This is a genomic window from Marinomonas fungiae (genome assembly GCF_001418205.1).
Lineage (GTDB): Bacteria > Pseudomonadota > Gammaproteobacteria > Pseudomonadales > Marinomonadaceae > Marinomonas > Marinomonas fungiae.
Map to the genome: position 1 here is coordinate 1 of NZ_LIQF01000002.1, position 16,419 is coordinate 16,419.

Consider the following 16,419-nt stretch of genomic DNA (forward strand, 5'->3'; position numbering starts at 1 on the left):
TCGAAACCGCCAAAGCCAATGGCTTGATTGCCTATGATTATCTTGTGAAGCTGTTTGAAGAACTGCCGAAGCGGGAAAAGGGAGTGGATCTTGATGACTTATTACCATGGAACATCAAACTGACACACTGACAAATCACTCTCGCCGCCTCCATGCGGCTCAGGATCTTCCTGAAGAAAGGTAGAGCTCCCGTCCTTGGGAGCTTAAACTATCCATAGCTCTCTACCTTAGACATACCATAAAGATATCAGTGTTGGATTGCATCACTTGAGTATCAGAAAGCTGTTTTAGGTCAAAAAATAGACTCAAGGTGTGGATGCCCAGACGCTTACTAGTAATGGGTATATTAGGTACATTAATATGGGCATATGGTGATATCCCATTTAAGTAACGTATAACAAGCGCTTTAAACGGAACGTCAACAGTTGGCTATCGTTCGTTCCTCACAATTTTAGCCAACTATTACCGTCCGCTTAAGCGGGCGTTATATGTTACAGAGAGATTGAGGAAACCCTTTATGCCAGCAGGAATTTGGCCACCAGCAATAGCGTTTTATATGCAATGCATCAGATTTCATTGCGAAGCTGCCATGCTCTCCATCGATTTTCTCGCTGACTTTGCCTCCATGACCAACGAGGCAGATGGAAATTACGAAATTGGTGGCGAGCAACAAGACGCAGTTTTAAACCATTTACAAAATATATTCGTACACGCAGCAGCTATATCTAGGTATGCCTGGCCATCTAAAGCAGGTAAAGAGAATTTACACGCTAATCGAGGGTTAGAGTTAAAGCGACTCTTAGAGCTTTCCGATGAAAGCCCTCTACGTGACAGAAACCTAAGGAATAAATTAGAGCACTTCGATGAGAATCTCGATACATACCTAAATAGCAAGCCAATTGTTGGCCATGTTATACCGGCATACGTGGGTGGCACCATCAATAGCCAAGGCGTGCCAGTACACCTGTTTAGAGCTTTCTACGTTGACACAGCAGTATTCGAAATACTCGGCCACAAATTTGAGGCACAGCCAATTGTCGATGAAATATGTCGTCTGCATAGTCGCTTCCATGCCAGCGCCATATAACAATTGGTTCAAACCGTTCGCTTAGCTCACTGGGACGGGCTAAAGCCCGCCCTTTAACCAAACGTTAGATTCAACGGAGAACTATGCCAGTGAGGCGTGTTAGACATAAACCAGCATTAAATTCTCAATGTTTGTGTGGGTCAGGATTGAAATTCAAACGTTGTTGTTTCGGTGACAACGATGTTGCTTGTGGGAAAATGATCGACTCCGCTAGAGATTTGATAGTTAGGAAAGACTATCGAACTGCACTCAAACACGTTAGGCACGGAATTACCAATTATACAATTCTACATAAGACAAATACTGCACCTTACATTAACAGTAAGAATGACGGTGTAATGTGGCTTTTAGATATTGATATTAAGGCTCTAGCCGAATTGACTGAATTCTTACTCGATTGTTATCGAGGCTTAAATGACTATCAATCATTTGAACATGACTTAGAAAGATTAAGAGGTAATATTTCTGATGTGCGCTGGCAAAGAAAAATCACGTACTTTCAGATCATAGCTTCGCTTGGTGATCATTGGTCTGAAAAAGTAGGGAAAAGGGAAGTGAAAAAGTTACTACCCTTAGATGAAGAGAGTGATACTGAAATTATCCAATTGTATCTTCATTTTTGCTCTGAGGAACTTACGTTTAAAAGAAATATAGATATCCTAGACAGGCTTGTTTCTCTAATCGAAAAGCCTTCGGAAAAACTTCAATATACTGTAGCCAAAGCTATAAAGTATCTTTGTATAGGAGACGAGTCAGAATCTGAGAAGTTAATTGAACAAGCTCTAAATGATTATGAATTGAAAGATTGGAGAAGTGATAACTCATATGGACACATGCAGCATGCGCGGGCAATAAGTTTATTAGCCGATCTACAGCATTCTGCCAAGTTAAAGGTGCAGTCAATTCAAGAGTTTGAATCTCTTTTAGAAAATCACTCCTGGACAGATTCAGGCATAGCCGATATACATTTTGAAATTGGGAAGTCTCTATTTCACATTAAGAAGTTTGAAGAGGCTATAGAGCAATACAGAAAGTCGTTAGAAATCCAGAAAACAGAAATAGTAAAGGTCTTCATGTCTCAAGCCAAGCTTGATTTAAATGATGAGGGGGCAATCAGTACCATTAAGGAAGTAGAAGATAATCTTTCTGAATTATCTGAATCAGAACGGCTGGATTATATTTTCACCTATGCTGCTATTGGTATAGCGTTTAAACAAAAAGACATGATCGAGAAATCTTTGGTTTACTTGAATGATATCTCTCCCTTAGCTCCGATTTTCGAGAAACATAAGTCAAAGTTAGTTTCAGAAATATCAGTGTTATATAAAACTGGTGAACTCGAAGAAAAAAGTAATTTAATAAGTACATTAAAGAAACTTTTTAGTTTAACAACTAGGTACCTAATTTTACAGCCAAATATTGCTGGGCTAGGTGTGAATATTAACATGATGGCTGACGATTTAGTGTCAGAATCTAACAAGAAAAAGCAGTCGGACGCGTAAACGCTCCGCTGTTTTGAGCGTTAGATGATTTTATGAATATTTATCTCTTCGAAGGCATCGTTCACCCCGAAAGGGCACAGATTGGGCTGGAGTGTACGTTTCCTTTCACCCATCTCATGTTAAACAAGACATCCACTTTAAAAAGTTGCTGAGCATTCTTTTTTCACTAAGCCAAAAAATAAGCCAGCTCTAACCAGAACTGGCTTGTTCATGGTCATTCAAGCTCTAAATTTCTACATTTCACTCGATTTTCCAAATGTTAGGCACACAAAATTCTGACCAGTTTCAGGCAATTAGGGTCAGATAAAAATTACTAGAGTGTGGTGTTTGAGGCGTTATAGCACAGGAGCAGTCCCTTGCTCGGAAATTTCAATTGGACTATTATTTGTACGTTATTTTGTACTGTTGAGGTTCTTTATGAATCGTATTCGTTTTGATCAAGATATTCAGCCGTTGTCTGAATTTCGTGCAGGTGTTGCTTCTTACATCAAACAAATCAATGAGACTCGCCGTCCATTGGTCATTACGCAGCATGGTAAAGGCGTTGCTGTGGTGCTGGATGTTGCTGAGTACGAAGCAATGCAAGAGAAGATTGAGTTGCTAGAAGAAATGCGCACGGCGGAAGCTCAGTTAGCTTCAGGTCTTGGTGTTTCTAATGATGATGCACGTGCACAGGTTCTGGGGCGTATTAAGAAGTGAAGGTAGTTTGGTCTCCGTTAGCTCTTGAAAAGCTCAGTGATGTTGCTGAGTTTATTTCTTTGGATAACCCATTAGCAGCGGAAAAGTGGGTCAACGAGGTTTTTGATAAAACGGAGTTGCTTGGAAGTATGCCTGAAATGGGGCGATTGGTTCCTGAAATGCCCCATATGAACTACCGTGAAATCATCTTTGGTCACTACCGTATTATCTATAGCTTAAGCCATGAAATTCGTGTGCTAACCGTGCGTAATTGTCGTCAAATATTGTCGCAAGATGATGTTTAAAGCTCGGTTTTCCCCATAAAAAAATCCGATTAAGTCGCCTTAATCGGATTTTTCATTTAAACCTTAAAACAGTAGCGATTACTGAGCGGTTTCAGTCGCTTTTTGTTGCTGTTGTAGGTTTTCTAGGTACAGTGCATCGAAGTTGATCGGCGCTAGCATCACTGGGTTGAAGCTGCCTTTGGTGATCACAGAGTCGATGGTTTCACGTGCGTATGGGAACAGTGTGCCTGGGCAGAATGCACCAAGTGCGTGGTGTAGTTGACGCTCTTCGAAGCCAGCGATGGTGAATAGGCCACCTTGCTGACTTGAACTCGGTAAGCTGGCTCACCGTCAAGCAGGCAATTGTTGGTGTGGGTGTCCGGATAAGCTCAAGACCTAAGACAGACCTGATTTAGGCGTCGCCCCCATCTAAAATTACTTTAGTGTTGTACGCTTCCGTACTCCACTAGCTGTGGCTGTTTGAAGCTGGTTTGAGCCGAGTGAATATCAAAAACAAATATCCCTTCGATCATAACCTGAGAGATTACGAACCTTTACATCGCTTTAAATTTGCCGCAGAGTGCAGCTCTAGGACAAATCAAGACAGGAGTCATTTAGATGCAGGGTAATGAGCTTTACTTTTTTTTGGGCGTTGTAGTCGTTGTTTGGCTTTTCTTTTTTCTAAAAGGTAATAAACGTCCGCCCACCAATTACTTTATTTGTGCTCGTTGCAATAAGACGGAGCAGTACTCAGCTCGCACCACGGAGGCGTGGCGCAGAGGGTTTAGCAAGCTATATTGTCAGGTCTGTCATAAGCAGTGGCTCAATAAGAATCCTGAACGTAAACACGACAAGTCAGATAGTGGTCAAGGTGGATGTTTGGGCGTGTTGGTGGTGCTTTTGCTTATGCCGCCAACCATATTTGGGGCTATTTGGTACGTGTTCTAACTGTCCGTTAGGTTGCGTTCGAAATCTAAGCTATGCTCGAAATCCAAATGCGCTGACTTCGCTTCGTCAATGCTGGGCGCTATATGCTCTTAAAAGAAGGTAATAGGATGAATGGAATCATTATCGGTGCGGGGATTGCTGGGCTTTCAACCGCGGTAGCTCTCAAATTAAAAGGGATTGATGTGGATGTTTATGAAGCATCGACCGAGTTAAAAGCGATTGGCGCTGGAATTCTTGTACCACCCAATGCAATGGCTGTTTTGGCTCATTATGGTTTGGCTGATGAGGTGAAGTCTTGTGGCAAGGAATTAAACGCTCTTCAGGTTTCCAACTTTCGAGGGGAGCCCATTTCAACTACCCCATCCTCTTATGACAATAATCGGATGCCGTTCAAAACCGTGGCTGTCCACAGAGGGAAGCTGCAAGAGATATTGCTGCGCAAGGTTAGCAAAGAGCGTATTCATTTAGGCTATCAGTTCAGTGGTGTCGAGAGTGCGAATGATGGTGTGCAGGTTTCTTTTGCAAATGAGCAACAGTGTACAGCGGAGTTTATGATAGGTGCCGATGGTTTAAGGTCAAAAGTAAGGCAGTTTGTGATGCCTGATGCGACACTGCGCAACGCTCAGCAGGTCTGTTGGAGAGGCGTGGCAAATATTCAGCTGCCTGATAGGTGGAATGCTCAGCTAACTGAGCTTTGGGGAAGCGGTACACGTTTTGGCTTTGTCCCTATTGGTCCGGATCAAGTGTATTGGTACGCGACAGTCACGACGAAACTTAGCCACGGTTTTGAGCTAGCTAGCGCCGCTGAAAGCTTGCGAAAAGTATTCTCTTCTTACATAAACTGTGTCAGCGACATCATTGAAAGCACGCCTCAAGATTTAATAATTGAGGGAAGTCTGTATGACATTGAGCCTTTGAAACACTGGTTTTCAAAACGTGTGCTGCTTCTAGGGGATGCGGCTCATGCGATAACGCCCAATCTAGGTCAGGGTGGGGCGTTGGCCATTGAAGATTCCTATCAAATAGCTGAAAAACTGGTGCGCTATAGTGACCCAAGCATAGCGTTTTCTACGTTCCAAAAGGCTAGACAGTCTAGGGTAAATAGAGTGTCGAACGCTTCATGGAAAATTGGGCAGGTTGCTAACTGGCGTTCTCCGCTTTTATGTAGCGCACGAAACCAGCTGTTAAGTAAGCTTTCACCGAGGATGGCGAAAAGCCAATCAGATTGGCTCTACCATTTTGAAGTAGGCGCTTAAGATGGTCGACTTATTATGCCCCTAGTTCATTAGGATTAAAGGCCTAGTAAACATCAAAGCAAGTTGCTTAATCTTTAGGTGTCATACGATTAGGAGCAGAGATGGACATTCTAAAATACGCTGAGAGGGCCATGTCAATGGATGATGAGGTGTGGCGAAGGCATGCCAACCCTTGGAGCGTCTATACGCGTTTCTCGGTGTTGCCTTTACTCTCTTTGGCGTTCTGGTCTAGGGAGTGGATAGGGGGTTATTCGATCATTCCCGTTGTGCTTTCTTTGTGTTGGATATGGCTTAATCCGCGCTTCTTTAAAGCGCCAGACAATACTAACAATTGGGCGTCAATGGGGACATTTGGCGAACGAATTTATCTCAATCGTAAACATGAAAACATTCCCAAACATCATATCCATGTCTGTCGAACACTTCAGCAGCTATCGGCGATGGGGCTTCCCATCTTAATCTACGGGCTGTATGAATTAGATATCTGGGCTCTGCTGATCGGTAATTTTTGGGTCATGGTGTTTAAGGCGTGGTTTGTTGATCGTATGGTCTGGCTATATCTTGATATGAGAAATACCCAGACCACCTTAAATCCGACTGAAGAAGCTTAGCTTCAGCTAGATAGAGCCAGGTCTGAGGGCTGCCGTGCTCGCCGAATATCGTTAGTATCATGAGGTGACATCGCTCCGGCATATTCATGCGGTGCACCATTTAGTAGAACATTTGGATTGGCAGGCACCCGAGCACATTTTATTCAGGTGTTTTCTGAACGGGCGATGGTCATGGTGCCTTGGTATTTGCTTGGGCCTGATAAACAGCCTTGAACGCCTAGTAAAGACCTTTGAGCTCGCAATTAGCTCCTATAGGGGACTGTTCGATAAGACGTAAGTCAACATTTTTATGCTAAGCAGAAGGCACAGCACTCCGAGAATCTTTTTTAAATGCTTCGCTGGAAGGCGTGTACTACAGGCTACACCCAAGGGCGCTGATATATAGCTGGTTACAGCAAACAGAGCAAAAGCGGGAAGATAGATATAGCCTAAGGTAAGTTGTTCAGACGAACTGTTTTGCCAACCATTAATGAGGTATCCCAACGTCCCTGTGGCTGCCAATGGGAAACCAATCGCGGCAGAAGTGCCAACAGCCTGTTTCACATTAAGATTTTGTTTCATTAGATAAGGGACCAGCATTCCTGCACCACTGACTGAAACCAATGTTGATAAAGAGCCTATCAAGGCGCCAATAAATATGTTGCCCGTTGTTGAATGAGGTGATTTATTCGGTTTATCGCCTTTAGGACGGAACATTTTATAAGTGATATAAAGCATAAACAGACTAAAAAACAGCGCTAGAATAACGCCATTAATCTTGGCAGCGATAGAGGTTGCGATGAACGTGCCAATCATGACGCCAACTGTCATTTTAACTGCAAGAACGCTATTTACATTCCCTTTAGTGTAATGGGTTCTCATACTGCTGAAGGTTGTAAAAATCATTGCTGCCATGGAAGTACCTAGTGCCATATGGACCACCTCATGGTCCGCAAGACCCTGCGCAGTAAAAAGCATCGTGAATGCTGGAACGGTCAAGCCGCCACCCCCAACGCCGACTAATCCGGCAAGAAATCCCACCCCTATTCCTAATAAAGCGTAATAAACAGCAAAACTAAAATCGATCATTAGTAGATACCTTAAAGTAACAAATTAGATAGCTGTACTCTAGGGGGATGTTGTTCTGGCATGTTAGTCAGTTATGGCCGTAATATAATGCTAAATGGCCAAGGTTTAGAGTTTCATAATGAGAGTGAGGCAAGTAGGTGATAGTACAGCGGGTGCTGAGGTGATTACATGTGAATGGTCGGAGGCTGCACATAAAGAAAACAAAACCCAAAAGCCATATCAGTGGCATACCCATTTAAGAGGCCAACTGCTGTGTATTGAATCAGGCGTTGTACAAATCAAGACGGCTTCTGGAACGTGGGTTTTGCCTCCTCATAGAGCTGGCTGGATTCCTCCGGGTACGCAGCACAGTATCCTTTTTTGCAGCTCAGTTTCGGGTTATTCAGTTTTATTTCAGCCTAAGCTTTGCGAAGCGTTACCAAGTAAACCTTATGTACTCGGAGTTAATCCGCTTTTGATGTCTATGGTTATTCGCAGTCAGAATTGGTGTAAGGATCTGCTTACCGAAGAGAATATGCGCATTGCGGATGTCATGACGGATGAAATACGTAACGCAGACGCTGAAAAACTCTACCTGCCTATGCCAAGAGACCCACGTTTGTTACGAATAGCGGAAGCGGTATTAAGTGAACCAGGAAGCCCTAAGACTGTAGAACAATGGGCTGAATTTGGGGCTTTGTCAGCACGTTCGCTAAGACGTCTAATGCCTGCGGAGACAGGATTGACGTTCGTGCAATGGCGTACTCAGGTTCAGTTAAATCATGCTTTGGCGCTGCTGTCTCAGAATGTGCCTGTTGGTGATGTTGCTTTTTCATTGGGATATACAACCGCTAGCAACTTCATCGCGATGTTTAAAAAGATGATGGGAGATTCACCAGCACATTATTTCTCTCATAGTAATTAGTGGCATATGAAAAGCCGTTAAACGGAAGAGCACAATCATGGTTCCCGCGTACAGCGCGGTCCCACAGAGGTGTAGCTAATATTGATTGCCTCCAAGCCTGATAGATCGCTCCCGAACTGAGTCGGGTCGTACCAGCCCAACAAAACCCCATAAAAAATCCGATTAAGTCGCCTTAATCGGATTTTTCATTTAAACCTTAAAACAGTAGCGATTACTGAGCGGTTTCAGTCGCTTTTTGTTGCTGTTGTAGGTTTTCTAGGTACAGTGCATCGAAGTTGATCGGCGCTAGCATCACTGGGTTGAAGCTGCCTTTGGTGATCACAGAGTCGATGGTTTCACGTGCGTATGGGAACAGTGTGCCTGGGCAGAATGCACCAAGTGCGTGGTGTAGTTGACGCTCTTCGAAGCCAGCGATGGTGAATAGGCCACCTTGCTGAACTTGTACAAGGTAAGCTGGCTCACCGTTGTTTTTCACGTTAACCGTGATGTCTAGCACGACTTCGTAAAGGTTTTCACCTACTTGACGGCTTTTAGTGTTCAACTCAAGGCCTACTTCTGGCTTCCATTCTTCTTGGAATACAAGCGGAGAACGTGGTGATTCAAATGACACGTCTTTTAGGAAGATACGTTGGATTTGTAGTTGTGGTTGAGCTTGGTTTTCTTCAGCCATGATAGTTCCTTGGTGTTTTAGTTAGAGGCAAGCAGAGCATCAAGCTCGCCTGCACTTTCGAGCGCAAATAGGTCGTCGCAACCACCTACATGACGGTCTCCAATCCAGATCTGAGGCACTGTGTGACGGCCGCTTTTTTCCATCATTTCTTGGCGTAAAGCGTGGTTGCCATCAACATTAATCTCATTGAAGTCCGCTTGCTTATATTGCAACAGCTGCTTTGCACGTGAGCAAAATGGGCAGTAGTTGCTGGAATAAATTGTTACGTTAGCCATTGCGGACACCTTCTATTATTTTTTCACTAGTGGTAGGCCAGCATTTTGCCATTCAGTGATGCCGCCTTGTAGCTTGTAGACATCAAAACCTGACTTGATCAGCTCTTTTGCACTTGAGCCCGCTGTCATTCCCGTTTTACATACTAAGATGATTGGGGAGGATTTGTATTTTTCTAGGGTGTTCGCAGAATCTTTCAGTTTTGCTGAAGGAATATTGATCGAACCCGTTAGGTGACCGGTACGAAACTCATTAGCTGGGCGGATATCGACGACTACTGCGTCTTTATCGTTGATCAAGTTAGTGGCTGCCGCCGTCGTCAAAGAGCGCGCACCACCACGTGTTTCCACGAAGATCAAGGTTGCCGCAATGAAAACGAAGACCGCTACCATTTCCCAATGGTTTAAAGAAAATTCAATTAGTTGGTTCATCATGTGGATTCAAGCCTATAAAAAAACTGCAAAGCATTATACACGGTGAGGGAAAAGGGTACATACTAGCAAGCCAGTGCAGTTGAAATGGAGTGATCACGGTGTTTAGCCAGAGTATAAAGGCCTTTTGTTGCATTCTTTTGATAACCAGTTTAGTTGCCTGCAGCAGTGCGCCTTCTAAGCAGGAATTTGACAGTACGCGTGATCAGCAGCAGTACGAATTAGCGCATCTATTAGAAACCCTATGGCAACGTGGGCATATTATCCCGACGCTACAACAGGGTGCGCCTTTGATCAGCAGTGCCAAAGCTGGACAAGCGGCGATTGCGCAACAGAACCAGAACAATATCGACTTGGTAAAAGCGGAGCTGGCCAAGTTAGATGCCAAGCTTATCGAGCGTCAACAGCAACCGCAAACTGGCGATCTCGCGCAACTAATGGCTCTGTCGGTTGAGGATAATGCGAAAAACCAATACATGGCAGAGCCTTTAATTATTTATCGCTCGGAGCAAACTCGCTGGCGTTTGATGGGGGAGGATGGTACTGAGATTTGGCTCAATGTAGTCTGGAATGAGAAAGGGAAACTGTACATTGAGGGACAAGAAGCACTGGATCTCAGCCCGAGTAGCCCGGACACGCCCAGAACACTGCAAGTGTTTTATTATGGCGGTAAGGTGTTAGCGCAAGCTTCTCTAACCTTAGAGCTACAAACGAAAGTGCCGCGTTTATAACGCGGCACTTTGCGATCTGTTGTGACACTTAAGAGCTGTTTAGGCAGCGCTGTTGGTGGAGTCAAAAATCTTGTCCGCGTTGCCTTCGATAAAACTGTCGAACAGCTCTCCGTTGGGCTGTTTGTGGCGCAAGGCAAACTCATAGAAACAGCTCGGGATGACGCGCGTCTCTCCCTCCGCAAAGGTGAATTCGATCTTATCCGCCATGGTCGATGATTGTTCTAGGTATAGCTCTGGAGAACCTTTGATCAGTCCACCGGTTTGGTTCAAAGTGTAGCCTTCATCCAACAGCAGTTGATTCACTTCTTGGATGCTCGGTGTTTGCGTCAGGTGATTAATGCTCACGGTAAAGTGATTTGCCTGTAAGCCCATGGTGCTCAGCCACGCAGCGTATTCGCTGTGTTGTGCAAGGGTTAGGTAATCCTGCTCTGCAATAGGCTGCCATAGGCATTTTGACCAAAAGATTTCCGGCCCTTGTACGACATCGTCAGGGATTTGCTCTACGAGCTTGTTGATAATGGCTTGGCAGTCTGCTGGCAGTTCGTCGCTTAACAGCTCAGATAAGAAAATCTTTGGTGCGTCCGCTTGGCTTTGATGCTTGTAGCAACGGGCTTTTAGGTGTTTGCTTTCAAAACGAAATGCACCATAAGCCTGATAGCCGAGGTCAATTAGAATTGGCTCTAATTTCTCTAGTGCAATGGGTGAGTTGGCAAACGTACGAAAGGCAATATGATCGTTGATCACGTTTTCGCCGTGTTGTTTGAACAGTGCTTGAATGCGTTGCGCTTGCGGCGTGACGCTTGTGTAAGAATCCCAAAGTGCGGCAAAAAACTGGTCAACTTGCATAAAAATGCTCCCAATACTCTGAAAAAAAAGGTGGAAATTTAGTTACTCCATGGAGTCAATGTAAGACCACATCGCCATTGGTGCAAAGGGTAAAAAAGCATTGCTTGATGCGTAAAACTCATGCATTGCTTTTAATGGCTGAGGTTTTGGTATTCATTCGTTGTTTGACTGACAAGATGGTATTGATTAAATGCGCGGGTAAGTTGCTTTCTTTGGTATGGGCAATACCGACCACGCGCTTAAGGGCTACGTCGGTAATGGGGCGAATAGTGACGTCGCTGCGGCCACGCAACGAGTGCTCAGGGATTAGCGAGACACCTAAACCTGCCGCGACTAAGTCCAGTGCGTATTCTTCGGTTTTCACTTGCGCGCGTACGTCCATGGTGATGCCTTGCTTCTGCATCAAATAGTCCCAAGATTCTTGAATATCACAGGGTTTTCTTGAGATAAACGCCAGCTTATCGATCTGCTTAATCGACAAGGAAGGAAACTCTGACAACCAATGATCATTGGCCATGGCGATGACATAGTTGTCCTCCCACAGGTAATAAAATACATCTTTATCGGTGATGTAGTTATCGCAGGTAAAGCGCAGATCTGCCTTCTCAGATGCATCGACAAGACTAAACGTCAGCCCCGGAATCTCATCCAGCAGTGTCTTAAGTACTTGGCTAACGAGCGCGCCGGATAAAAAGGGAGATAGCGAGATGGAAACATCTAATGGCGCATGCGTATCGGCGAATAAACTGCGCATGGCGTTCATATCATTCACCATTCGACAGGCATGAGGATAAAGCTTAGCGCCGCTGTCGGTAGGGGTGACGCCTTTGGAATGACGAACAAACAGTTGCGTCCCTAAATCACCCTCTAGTTGAGCCAGCGTCGCAGAAATCGATGGTTGGGCGACAAAGCAACGCTTCGCCGCGGCACTTAAACTGCGTTCTTCAAACACCGCAATAAAATAACGTAGTGAGCGAATATCCATCTCGATTCCTCTGGTTCAGTTAATTTGACTATAGCGATAATCTAGGCATAGGACAAACCTATACCAGAGACAGGAAATCAATATTTCTCCTCGATGGCTAGACTGAGTAGAGTGACTTCATACTAATCTGTAAATCAACAGTTAATGATCACTGAATGAAAGGGGATACCATGACGCATGCTTGCTTAGAAACTTTAGGCGTTAATCAACTAAAACAGGGCGATACGTTTTACAGCGTATTAACAGGTAACACTGTAGCGCTTGGTCAAGGTGAAGCATTTTCAGCACACAGCCCAATCGATGGTGCGAAGCTGTCTCAATTTAACAATGCAACGCCAGCGCAACTAGATGCTGTTAACGCTGAGCTTCAAGAAGCGTTTAAAGCATTACGTGTTATCCCTGCGCCACGTCGTGGTGAGCTAGTACGCCGTATCGGTGAAGAAGCGCGTAAGTACAAGCATGAATTGGCTCAAGTAATTTCTCTAGAAGCCGGCAAAATCCTTCCAGAAGCCTTGGGTGAAGTACAAGAGTGGATCGACGTGTGTGACTTCGCCGTTGGTCAGTCTCGTATGCTACATGGTCTATCTATCGTTTCAGAGCGTCCTGGGCACCGTATGATGGAGCAATGGCACCCACTTGGTCCTGTTGCTGTAATTACTGCGTTCAACTTCCCAATGGCGGTTTGGGCTTGGAACGCAATGCTTGGTCTAGTCTGTGGTGACCCAATCCTATTGAAGCCATCTGAAAAAGCGCCTCTATGTGCTTTGGCTATGTATCAAATTGCGCAAAATGTCATCGCAGATATGCCGGACATCCCAAAAGCGTCTGTGAGTGTCATGATCGGTGGCCGTGATTTGGGCGAAGCGATTTCTTCTAGCCCTGTTTTCCCTCTTGTTTCTGCCACAGGTTCAACGGCGATGGGTAAAGCGGTAGCGGAAACCGTTGCGAAACGTCTTGGTCGCTCTTTGCTTGAGCTTGGTGGTAACAACGCCATGATCGTATCTGATACGGCTGATCTGGATCTTGCGCTGCGTGCGATCGTATTCTCAGCAGCGGGTACAGCAGGTCAACGTTGTACAACACTACGTCGTCTGATTACTCATGAAACAATCGTTGATGGTCTAGTTGAGCGTGTAGCGAAAGCTTACTCTTCACTTCGCATTGGTAACCCAATGGAAGAAGGTAATCTAGTTGGCCCTCTTATCGACGAAGGTAGCTTTGCCCGCATGCAAAGTGCTTTGGAAGCCGCCAAAGCTCAAGGCGGTGAAGTAGTATTTGGTGGTGAGCGTGTAGCAGAAAATGTTCCTGCGGGCGGTTTCTATGTACGACCAGCGATTGTGCGTATTGCCCATGATGCGCCGATTGTACATGAGGAAACCTTTGCGCCAATTCTATACGTATTAACGTACAGCGATTTTGAAGAGGCATTGGAAATCCAAAACGAAGTACCACAAGGCTTGTCTTCTGCCGTGTTCACAGAAAGTATGCGTGAAGCGGAGCTGTTTATGTCTCCTGCGGGTTCTGATTGTGGTATTGCCAACGTTAATATCGGTACGTCTGGTGCTGAGATCGGCGGCGCGTTCGGTGGCGAGAAAGAAACGGGCGGTGGTCGTGAATCTGGCTCCGATGCATGGCGTAACTACATGCGCCGCACCACTAATACGGTGAACTACGGTGGTGATCTGCCGTTGGCTCAAGGCATTGTATTCGAATAATCCCTTTGTTTAGCGCCCTCATATTGATGGATTCGGAGGCCTAGGTTATGTCTGAGTTGATGTGTGATTCCCTTTGGCGCGCCAGCGCACCAAAGGGACCTGAATTAAGCCCACTCACTGAAGATCTTGAGGTGGATGTGGTCATCATTGGCGGTGGTTTTACGGGACTGTCAACGGCGTTGCACTTAGCCAAGGTTGGTAAAAAAGTGGTGGTAGTTGAAGCCAAGGAAATCGGCTTTGGTGGCTCAGGGCGTAACGTAGGCCTTGCTAATGCCGGGGTGTGGTTGGAACCCAATCAATTGGATGCGGCGCTTGGTCGCGAAGCAGGTGGGGCGCTGTATGACATGTTGGGAAAGGGTCCTGACTATGTCTATGGCTTGATTGAGCAATATCAAATCGAGTGTGAACCTGTGCGCAAAGGCACTTTGCATGCTGGCGTTGGCAAACAAGGTTTAGCCCAGTTACAGCGTCGCTATCAACAGATGGCCGAGCGTGGCTCGCCAGTAAAGTTGTTAACGGCCAGCGAAGCGCAACAGCGCATTGGTTCGAAAAGCTTTAACTCGGCGCTATTTGATCCCCGTGCGGGCACGATTCAACCCATGGGCTATGCCCGTGGCTTGGCCCATGCGGCGTTAAAAGAGGGGGCTCAGTTATTTGATCAGTCTCCTGTGGTGGGTATTGAGAAGCTAGGCTCACGCTGGCAGATTTGTGTGGCCAATGCCAAGGTGATGGCCGATCAAGTGGTGCTGGCAGCCAATGCCTACGCAGATTTTTTCTTAAAACCGCAAGAGCGTAAGTTCGTTCCGATCAGCTATAGCCAGATGGCCACTAAGCCCCTCAGTGCATCCGAGCTTGAGCGTATTTTACCCGGCAAAGAAGGGCTCTGGGATACCTGCATGGTGATGAGTTCGTTCCGTTTAGATAACCAAGGTCGTTTGATTTTCGGCGGCATGGGGAATACCGGGACAATGCATACGGATTGGGCTAAGCAGCGCTTAAAAGACTTGTATCCATTCTTAAGCAAGGTCGAATTTGAGTATTTTTGGAGTGGGAAAATTGCTTACAGTGATGACCACTTGCCCCATTGTCAGGTTCTGGATCAAGGTCTATTCAGTGTATCCGGTTACAGTGGGCGGGGGATCTGCACGGGGACTTTAATGGGTAAAGAATTGGCGGAGTTACTGGCTGGTCAGCGTAGCCAAACCACTTTCCCAATGGACACCTTAGGCGAAATTTCTATGCGTGAAATGAAACGGGTGTTCTATGAAGTGAGTGCTCACACCTATCATTACGGACAACGCACTCATGTCTTAGGCTAGAGCCTAAGGGGGTGGTTTGTTGAGAATGATGTAGCGTATCGAGATAGAAAGTTCGGAGATTTCCGACATAAAAAGCGAGGAACCTGAAATGACAGCAGGTTCCTTTCGCGTCACAATGGCCGAGTGCTTCAATTTTATGTACAGTTATCCACCCAAATATAAGAAAAACGGTCTATCGATGCGGAGATACATTCCATCTTCTACGGCTCTCAAATGCTTTGAGGCCTCTGTTCGACATCTTAGTTTTACCCGAGCTGCGCAGGAACTGCACCTAACTCAAAGTGCGGTCAGTCGACAAATTCGTAACCTTGAAGAATTCCTGTCTAGAGATTTGTTTATTCGCTTAAACAAACGTTTAGTACTGACAAGCACAGGCGCTGCTTATTACAAGGAAGTGGTTCCACTACTCGATAGCATGGAAAACGCCAGTCTGCGCATGTTGTATCGCGAAGACGAGAAGACCACGCTGACCATTTCTGCTTTACCGACCTTTGCTTCCTATTGGTTGATGCCAAAGTTGGCTCAGTTTTCTAAATCCCACCCACAATTTCAGGTCAAGGTGCGCTCGTTAGACGATGCGGTGAAGTTTGACCCAGAGGCAGTGGACATTATCTTGCATTATGGCGGCGATCATTGGCCGCGAGCAGTGAGTCATCACTTACTGGGGGAGAGTGTGGTGGCTGTTTGTTCACCTACGATCATCGAAGAACACAGCTCGCTTAAGGTGGAAGATGTGCTGTCGTATCCGTTGCTGCATCTATCCTCCCGTATTCATGCTTGGCCAGATTGGCTAGCGGCCCACGATTTGGAGAGTGGCTCACTCGCGGGCCCTGCGTTTGCGCATTTTCATATGCTACTGGAAGCCGCGAAACATGGTATGGGTGTGGCGATTATGCCCACCATTATTGCCGCGCAAAGCCTTGCCAATGGCGAATTAGTTGCACCGTTTGGAGCGGCCATCGAGACTCCCCACGAGTATTTACTCTCGTATCCAGCTGATAAAGCAGATTTGGAGCAGGTGGTGACTTTCCGTGATTGGTTGTTGCAGCAGGCGACTGTAACGAAAGAGAATTAATCTTGTTGCCAACGTGTGTCATCTGTGACGGAACTG

Annotated in this window: 20 protein-coding genes and 1 pseudogene; 14 read left to right on the forward strand and 7 right to left on the reverse strand. The window is 45.7% G+C overall.

The features are described from left to right. The 6 genes and pseudogenes from ASC49_RS19555 to ASC49_RS02505 all read left to right on the forward strand — a co-directional run. The coding region (locus ASC49_RS19555; protein WP_141656781.1) for a transposase domain-containing protein at window positions 1-131 on the forward strand (131 nt) is incomplete at its 5' end. 386 nt (window positions 132-517) lie between these two features. Continuing rightward, the gene (locus tag ASC49_RS02490; protein WP_055461642.1) at window positions 518-1,087 is read left to right on the forward strand and encodes a hypothetical protein; all 570 of its coding nucleotides are present in this window, start codon (window positions 518-520) and stop codon (window positions 1,085-1,087) included. A gap of 83 nt (window positions 1,088-1,170) precedes the next feature. Beyond that, window positions 1,171-1,254 (forward strand): annotated as a pseudogene (locus ASC49_RS20290) (SEC-C metal-binding domain-containing protein); the annotation flags it as partial. Between the two features lie 171 nt (window positions 1,255-1,425). Then, entirely contained in the window at window positions 1,426-2,589 is a 1,164-nt protein-coding gene (locus ASC49_RS02495; RefSeq protein ID WP_162265192.1) for a tetratricopeptide repeat protein, read from the forward strand. Window positions 2,590-3,006: 417 nt separating this feature from the next. Next, entirely contained in the window at window positions 3,007-3,288 is a 282-nt protein-coding gene (locus tag ASC49_RS02500) for a type II toxin-antitoxin system Phd/YefM family antitoxin (protein ID WP_055461644.1), read from the forward strand. Further along, window positions 3,285-3,572 carry a type II toxin-antitoxin system RelE/ParE family toxin gene (locus tag ASC49_RS02505; protein ID WP_055461645.1) on the forward strand — a complete coding sequence of 96 codons (288 nt, stop codon included), beginning with the start codon at window positions 3,285-3,287 and terminating at the stop codon, window positions 3,570-3,572. Before ASC49_RS02500 ends, ASC49_RS02505 begins: the two co-directional genes overlap by 4 nt. Before the next feature lie 78 nt (window positions 3,573-3,650). On the opposite strand, the gene ASC49_RS02510 is transcribed toward ASC49_RS02505, so the two are convergent. After that, entirely contained in the window at window positions 3,651-3,854 is a 204-nt protein-coding gene (locus tag ASC49_RS02510) for a protein-export chaperone SecB (RefSeq protein ID WP_082443678.1), read from the reverse strand. A gap of 315 nt (window positions 3,855-4,169) precedes the next feature. Here ASC49_RS02510 and ASC49_RS02515 point away from each other — a divergent pair, with 315 nt between their 5' ends. The 3 genes from ASC49_RS02515 to ASC49_RS02525 all read left to right on the forward strand — a co-directional run bounded on the left by ASC49_RS02515 (window position 4,170) and on the right by ASC49_RS02525 (window position 6,366). After that, window positions 4,170-4,499, forward strand: coding sequence for a hypothetical protein (locus ASC49_RS02515; protein WP_055461646.1), 330 nt, complete (start codon window positions 4,170-4,172; stop codon window positions 4,497-4,499). Between the two features lie 107 nt (window positions 4,500-4,606). Beyond that, window positions 4,607-5,755, forward strand: coding sequence for an FAD-dependent monooxygenase (locus ASC49_RS02520; RefSeq protein ID WP_055461647.1), 1,149 nt, complete (start codon window positions 4,607-4,609; stop codon window positions 5,753-5,755). A gap of 101 nt (window positions 5,756-5,856) precedes the next feature. Further along, window positions 5,857-6,366 carry a DUF6653 family protein gene (locus ASC49_RS02525; RefSeq protein WP_055461648.1) on the forward strand — a complete coding sequence of 170 codons (510 nt, stop codon included), beginning with the start codon at window positions 5,857-5,859 and terminating at the stop codon, window positions 6,364-6,366. Between the two features lie 249 nt (window positions 6,367-6,615). Here ASC49_RS02525 and ASC49_RS02530 read toward each other — a convergent pair whose 3' ends face one another. Then, the gene (locus ASC49_RS02530; RefSeq protein ID WP_055461649.1) at window positions 6,616-7,434 is read right to left on the reverse strand and encodes a sulfite exporter TauE/SafE family protein; all 819 of its coding nucleotides are present in this window, start codon (window positions 7,432-7,434) and stop codon (window positions 6,616-6,618) included. A gap of 118 nt (window positions 7,435-7,552) precedes the next feature. On the opposite strand from ASC49_RS02530, the gene ASC49_RS02535 reads away from it, so the two are divergent. Beyond that, window positions 7,553-8,338, forward strand: coding sequence for an AraC family transcriptional regulator (locus ASC49_RS02535; RefSeq protein ID WP_072242028.1), 786 nt, complete (start codon window positions 7,553-7,555; stop codon window positions 8,336-8,338). A 211-nt stretch (window positions 8,339-8,549) separates the two neighbouring features. Here ASC49_RS02535 and secB read toward each other — a convergent pair whose 3' ends face one another. The 3 genes from secB to ASC49_RS02550 are packed head-to-tail and all read right to left on the reverse strand — an operon-like array spanning window position 8,550 to window position 9,715. Beyond that, window positions 8,550-9,008: a protein-export chaperone SecB gene (gene secB, locus ASC49_RS02540; RefSeq protein ID WP_055461650.1), complete on the reverse strand. Its 459-nt coding sequence runs from the start codon at window positions 9,006-9,008 to the stop codon at window positions 8,550-8,552. 17 nt (window positions 9,009-9,025) lie between these two features. Continuing rightward, window positions 9,026-9,283: a glutaredoxin 3 gene (gene grxC / locus ASC49_RS02545; protein ID WP_055461651.1), complete on the reverse strand. Its 258-nt coding sequence runs from the start codon at window positions 9,281-9,283 to the stop codon at window positions 9,026-9,028. Between the two features lie 15 nt (window positions 9,284-9,298). Beyond that, on the reverse strand, window positions 9,299-9,715 hold the full coding sequence (locus ASC49_RS02550; RefSeq protein ID WP_055461652.1) for a rhodanese-like domain-containing protein: 417 nt from the start codon (window positions 9,713-9,715) through the stop codon (window positions 9,299-9,301). A 137-nt stretch (window positions 9,716-9,852) separates the two neighbouring features. Between ASC49_RS02550 and ASC49_RS02555 the strand changes: the two genes are divergently transcribed. Continuing rightward, window positions 9,853-10,443 (forward strand): hypothetical protein, encoded by a 591-nt coding sequence (locus ASC49_RS02555; RefSeq protein ID WP_141656782.1) that lies wholly within the window; start codon window positions 9,853-9,855, stop codon window positions 10,441-10,443. Window positions 10,444-10,482: 39 nt separating this feature from the next. Here the strand turns inward: ASC49_RS02555 and ASC49_RS02560 are convergent, their stop codons facing one another. Both ASC49_RS02560 and ASC49_RS02565 read right to left on the reverse strand, forming a co-directional pair. After that, window positions 10,483-11,289, reverse strand: a complete 807-nt coding sequence (locus ASC49_RS02560; RefSeq protein WP_055461654.1) for a DUF1338 domain-containing protein — start codon at window positions 11,287-11,289, stop codon at window positions 10,483-10,485. 118 nt (window positions 11,290-11,407) lie between these two features. Further along, window positions 11,408-12,274 (reverse strand): LysR family transcriptional regulator, encoded by an 867-nt coding sequence (locus ASC49_RS02565; RefSeq protein WP_055461655.1) that lies wholly within the window; start codon window positions 12,272-12,274, stop codon window positions 11,408-11,410. Between the two features lie 170 nt (window positions 12,275-12,444). Here ASC49_RS02565 and amaB point away from each other — a divergent pair, with 170 nt between their 5' ends. The 3 genes from amaB to ASC49_RS02580 all read left to right on the forward strand — a co-directional run bounded on the left by amaB (window position 12,445) and on the right by ASC49_RS02580 (window position 16,383). Beyond that, window positions 12,445-13,989 carry an L-piperidine-6-carboxylate dehydrogenase gene (gene amaB, locus ASC49_RS02570; protein WP_055461656.1) on the forward strand — a complete coding sequence of 515 codons (1,545 nt, stop codon included), beginning with the start codon at window positions 12,445-12,447 and terminating at the stop codon, window positions 13,987-13,989. Window positions 13,990-14,036: 47 nt separating this feature from the next. After that, a complete protein-coding gene (locus ASC49_RS02575) occupies window positions 14,037-15,308 on the forward strand; it encodes an NAD(P)/FAD-dependent oxidoreductase (RefSeq protein WP_055461657.1) in 1,272 nt (423 codons plus the stop codon). 88 nt (window positions 15,309-15,396) lie between these two features. After that, a complete protein-coding gene (locus tag ASC49_RS02580) occupies window positions 15,397-16,383 on the forward strand; it encodes a LysR substrate-binding domain-containing protein (RefSeq protein ID WP_245624618.1) in 987 nt (328 codons plus the stop codon). Window positions 16,384-16,419: the final 36 nt, after the last annotated feature.

Bases quoted from the DNA above. Each gene is read 5' to 3' on its own strand.
- ASC49_RS02490 (WP_055461642.1), top strand. From the start codon at position 518: ATGCCAGCAGGAATTTGGCCACCAGCAATAGCGTTTTATATGCAATGC.
- ASC49_RS02495 (WP_162265192.1), top strand. From the start codon at position 1,426: ATGTGGCTTTTAGATATTGATATTAAGGCTCTAGCCGAATTGACTGAA.
- ASC49_RS02500 (WP_055461644.1), top strand. From the start codon at position 3,007: ATGAATCGTATTCGTTTTGATCAAGATATTCAGCCGTTGTCTGAATTT.
- ASC49_RS02515 (WP_055461646.1), top strand. From the start codon at position 4,170: ATGCAGGGTAATGAGCTTTACTTTTTTTTGGGCGTTGTAGTCGTTGTT.
- ASC49_RS02520 (WP_055461647.1), top strand. From the start codon at position 4,607: ATGAATGGAATCATTATCGGTGCGGGGATTGCTGGGCTTTCAACCGCG.
- ASC49_RS02525 (WP_055461648.1), top strand. From the start codon at position 5,857: ATGGACATTCTAAAATACGCTGAGAGGGCCATGTCAATGGATGATGAG.
- ASC49_RS02530 (WP_055461649.1), bottom strand. From the start codon at position 7,434: ATGATCGATTTTAGTTTTGCTGTTTATTACGCTTTATTAGGAATAGGG.
- ASC49_RS02535 (WP_072242028.1), top strand. From the start codon at position 7,553: ATGAGAGTGAGGCAAGTAGGTGATAGTACAGCGGGTGCTGAGGTGATT.
- secB (WP_055461650.1), bottom strand. From the start codon at position 9,008: ATGGCTGAAGAAAACCAAGCTCAACCACAACTACAAATCCAACGTATC.
- grxC (WP_055461651.1), bottom strand. From the start codon at position 9,283: ATGGCTAACGTAACAATTTATTCCAGCAACTACTGCCCATTTTGCTCA.
- ASC49_RS02550 (WP_055461652.1), bottom strand. From the start codon at position 9,715: ATGATGAACCAACTAATTGAATTTTCTTTAAACCATTGGGAAATGGTA.
- ASC49_RS02560 (WP_055461654.1), bottom strand. From the start codon at position 11,289: ATGCAAGTTGACCAGTTTTTTGCCGCACTTTGGGATTCTTACACAAGC.
- ASC49_RS02565 (WP_055461655.1), bottom strand. From the start codon at position 12,274: ATGGATATTCGCTCACTACGTTATTTTATTGCGGTGTTTGAAGAACGC.
- amaB (WP_055461656.1), top strand. From the start codon at position 12,445: ATGACGCATGCTTGCTTAGAAACTTTAGGCGTTAATCAACTAAAACAG.
- ASC49_RS02575 (WP_055461657.1), top strand. From the start codon at position 14,037: ATGTCTGAGTTGATGTGTGATTCCCTTTGGCGCGCCAGCGCACCAAAG.
- ASC49_RS02580 (WP_245624618.1), top strand. From the start codon at position 15,397: ATGACAGCAGGTTCCTTTCGCGTCACAATGGCCGAGTGCTTCAATTTT.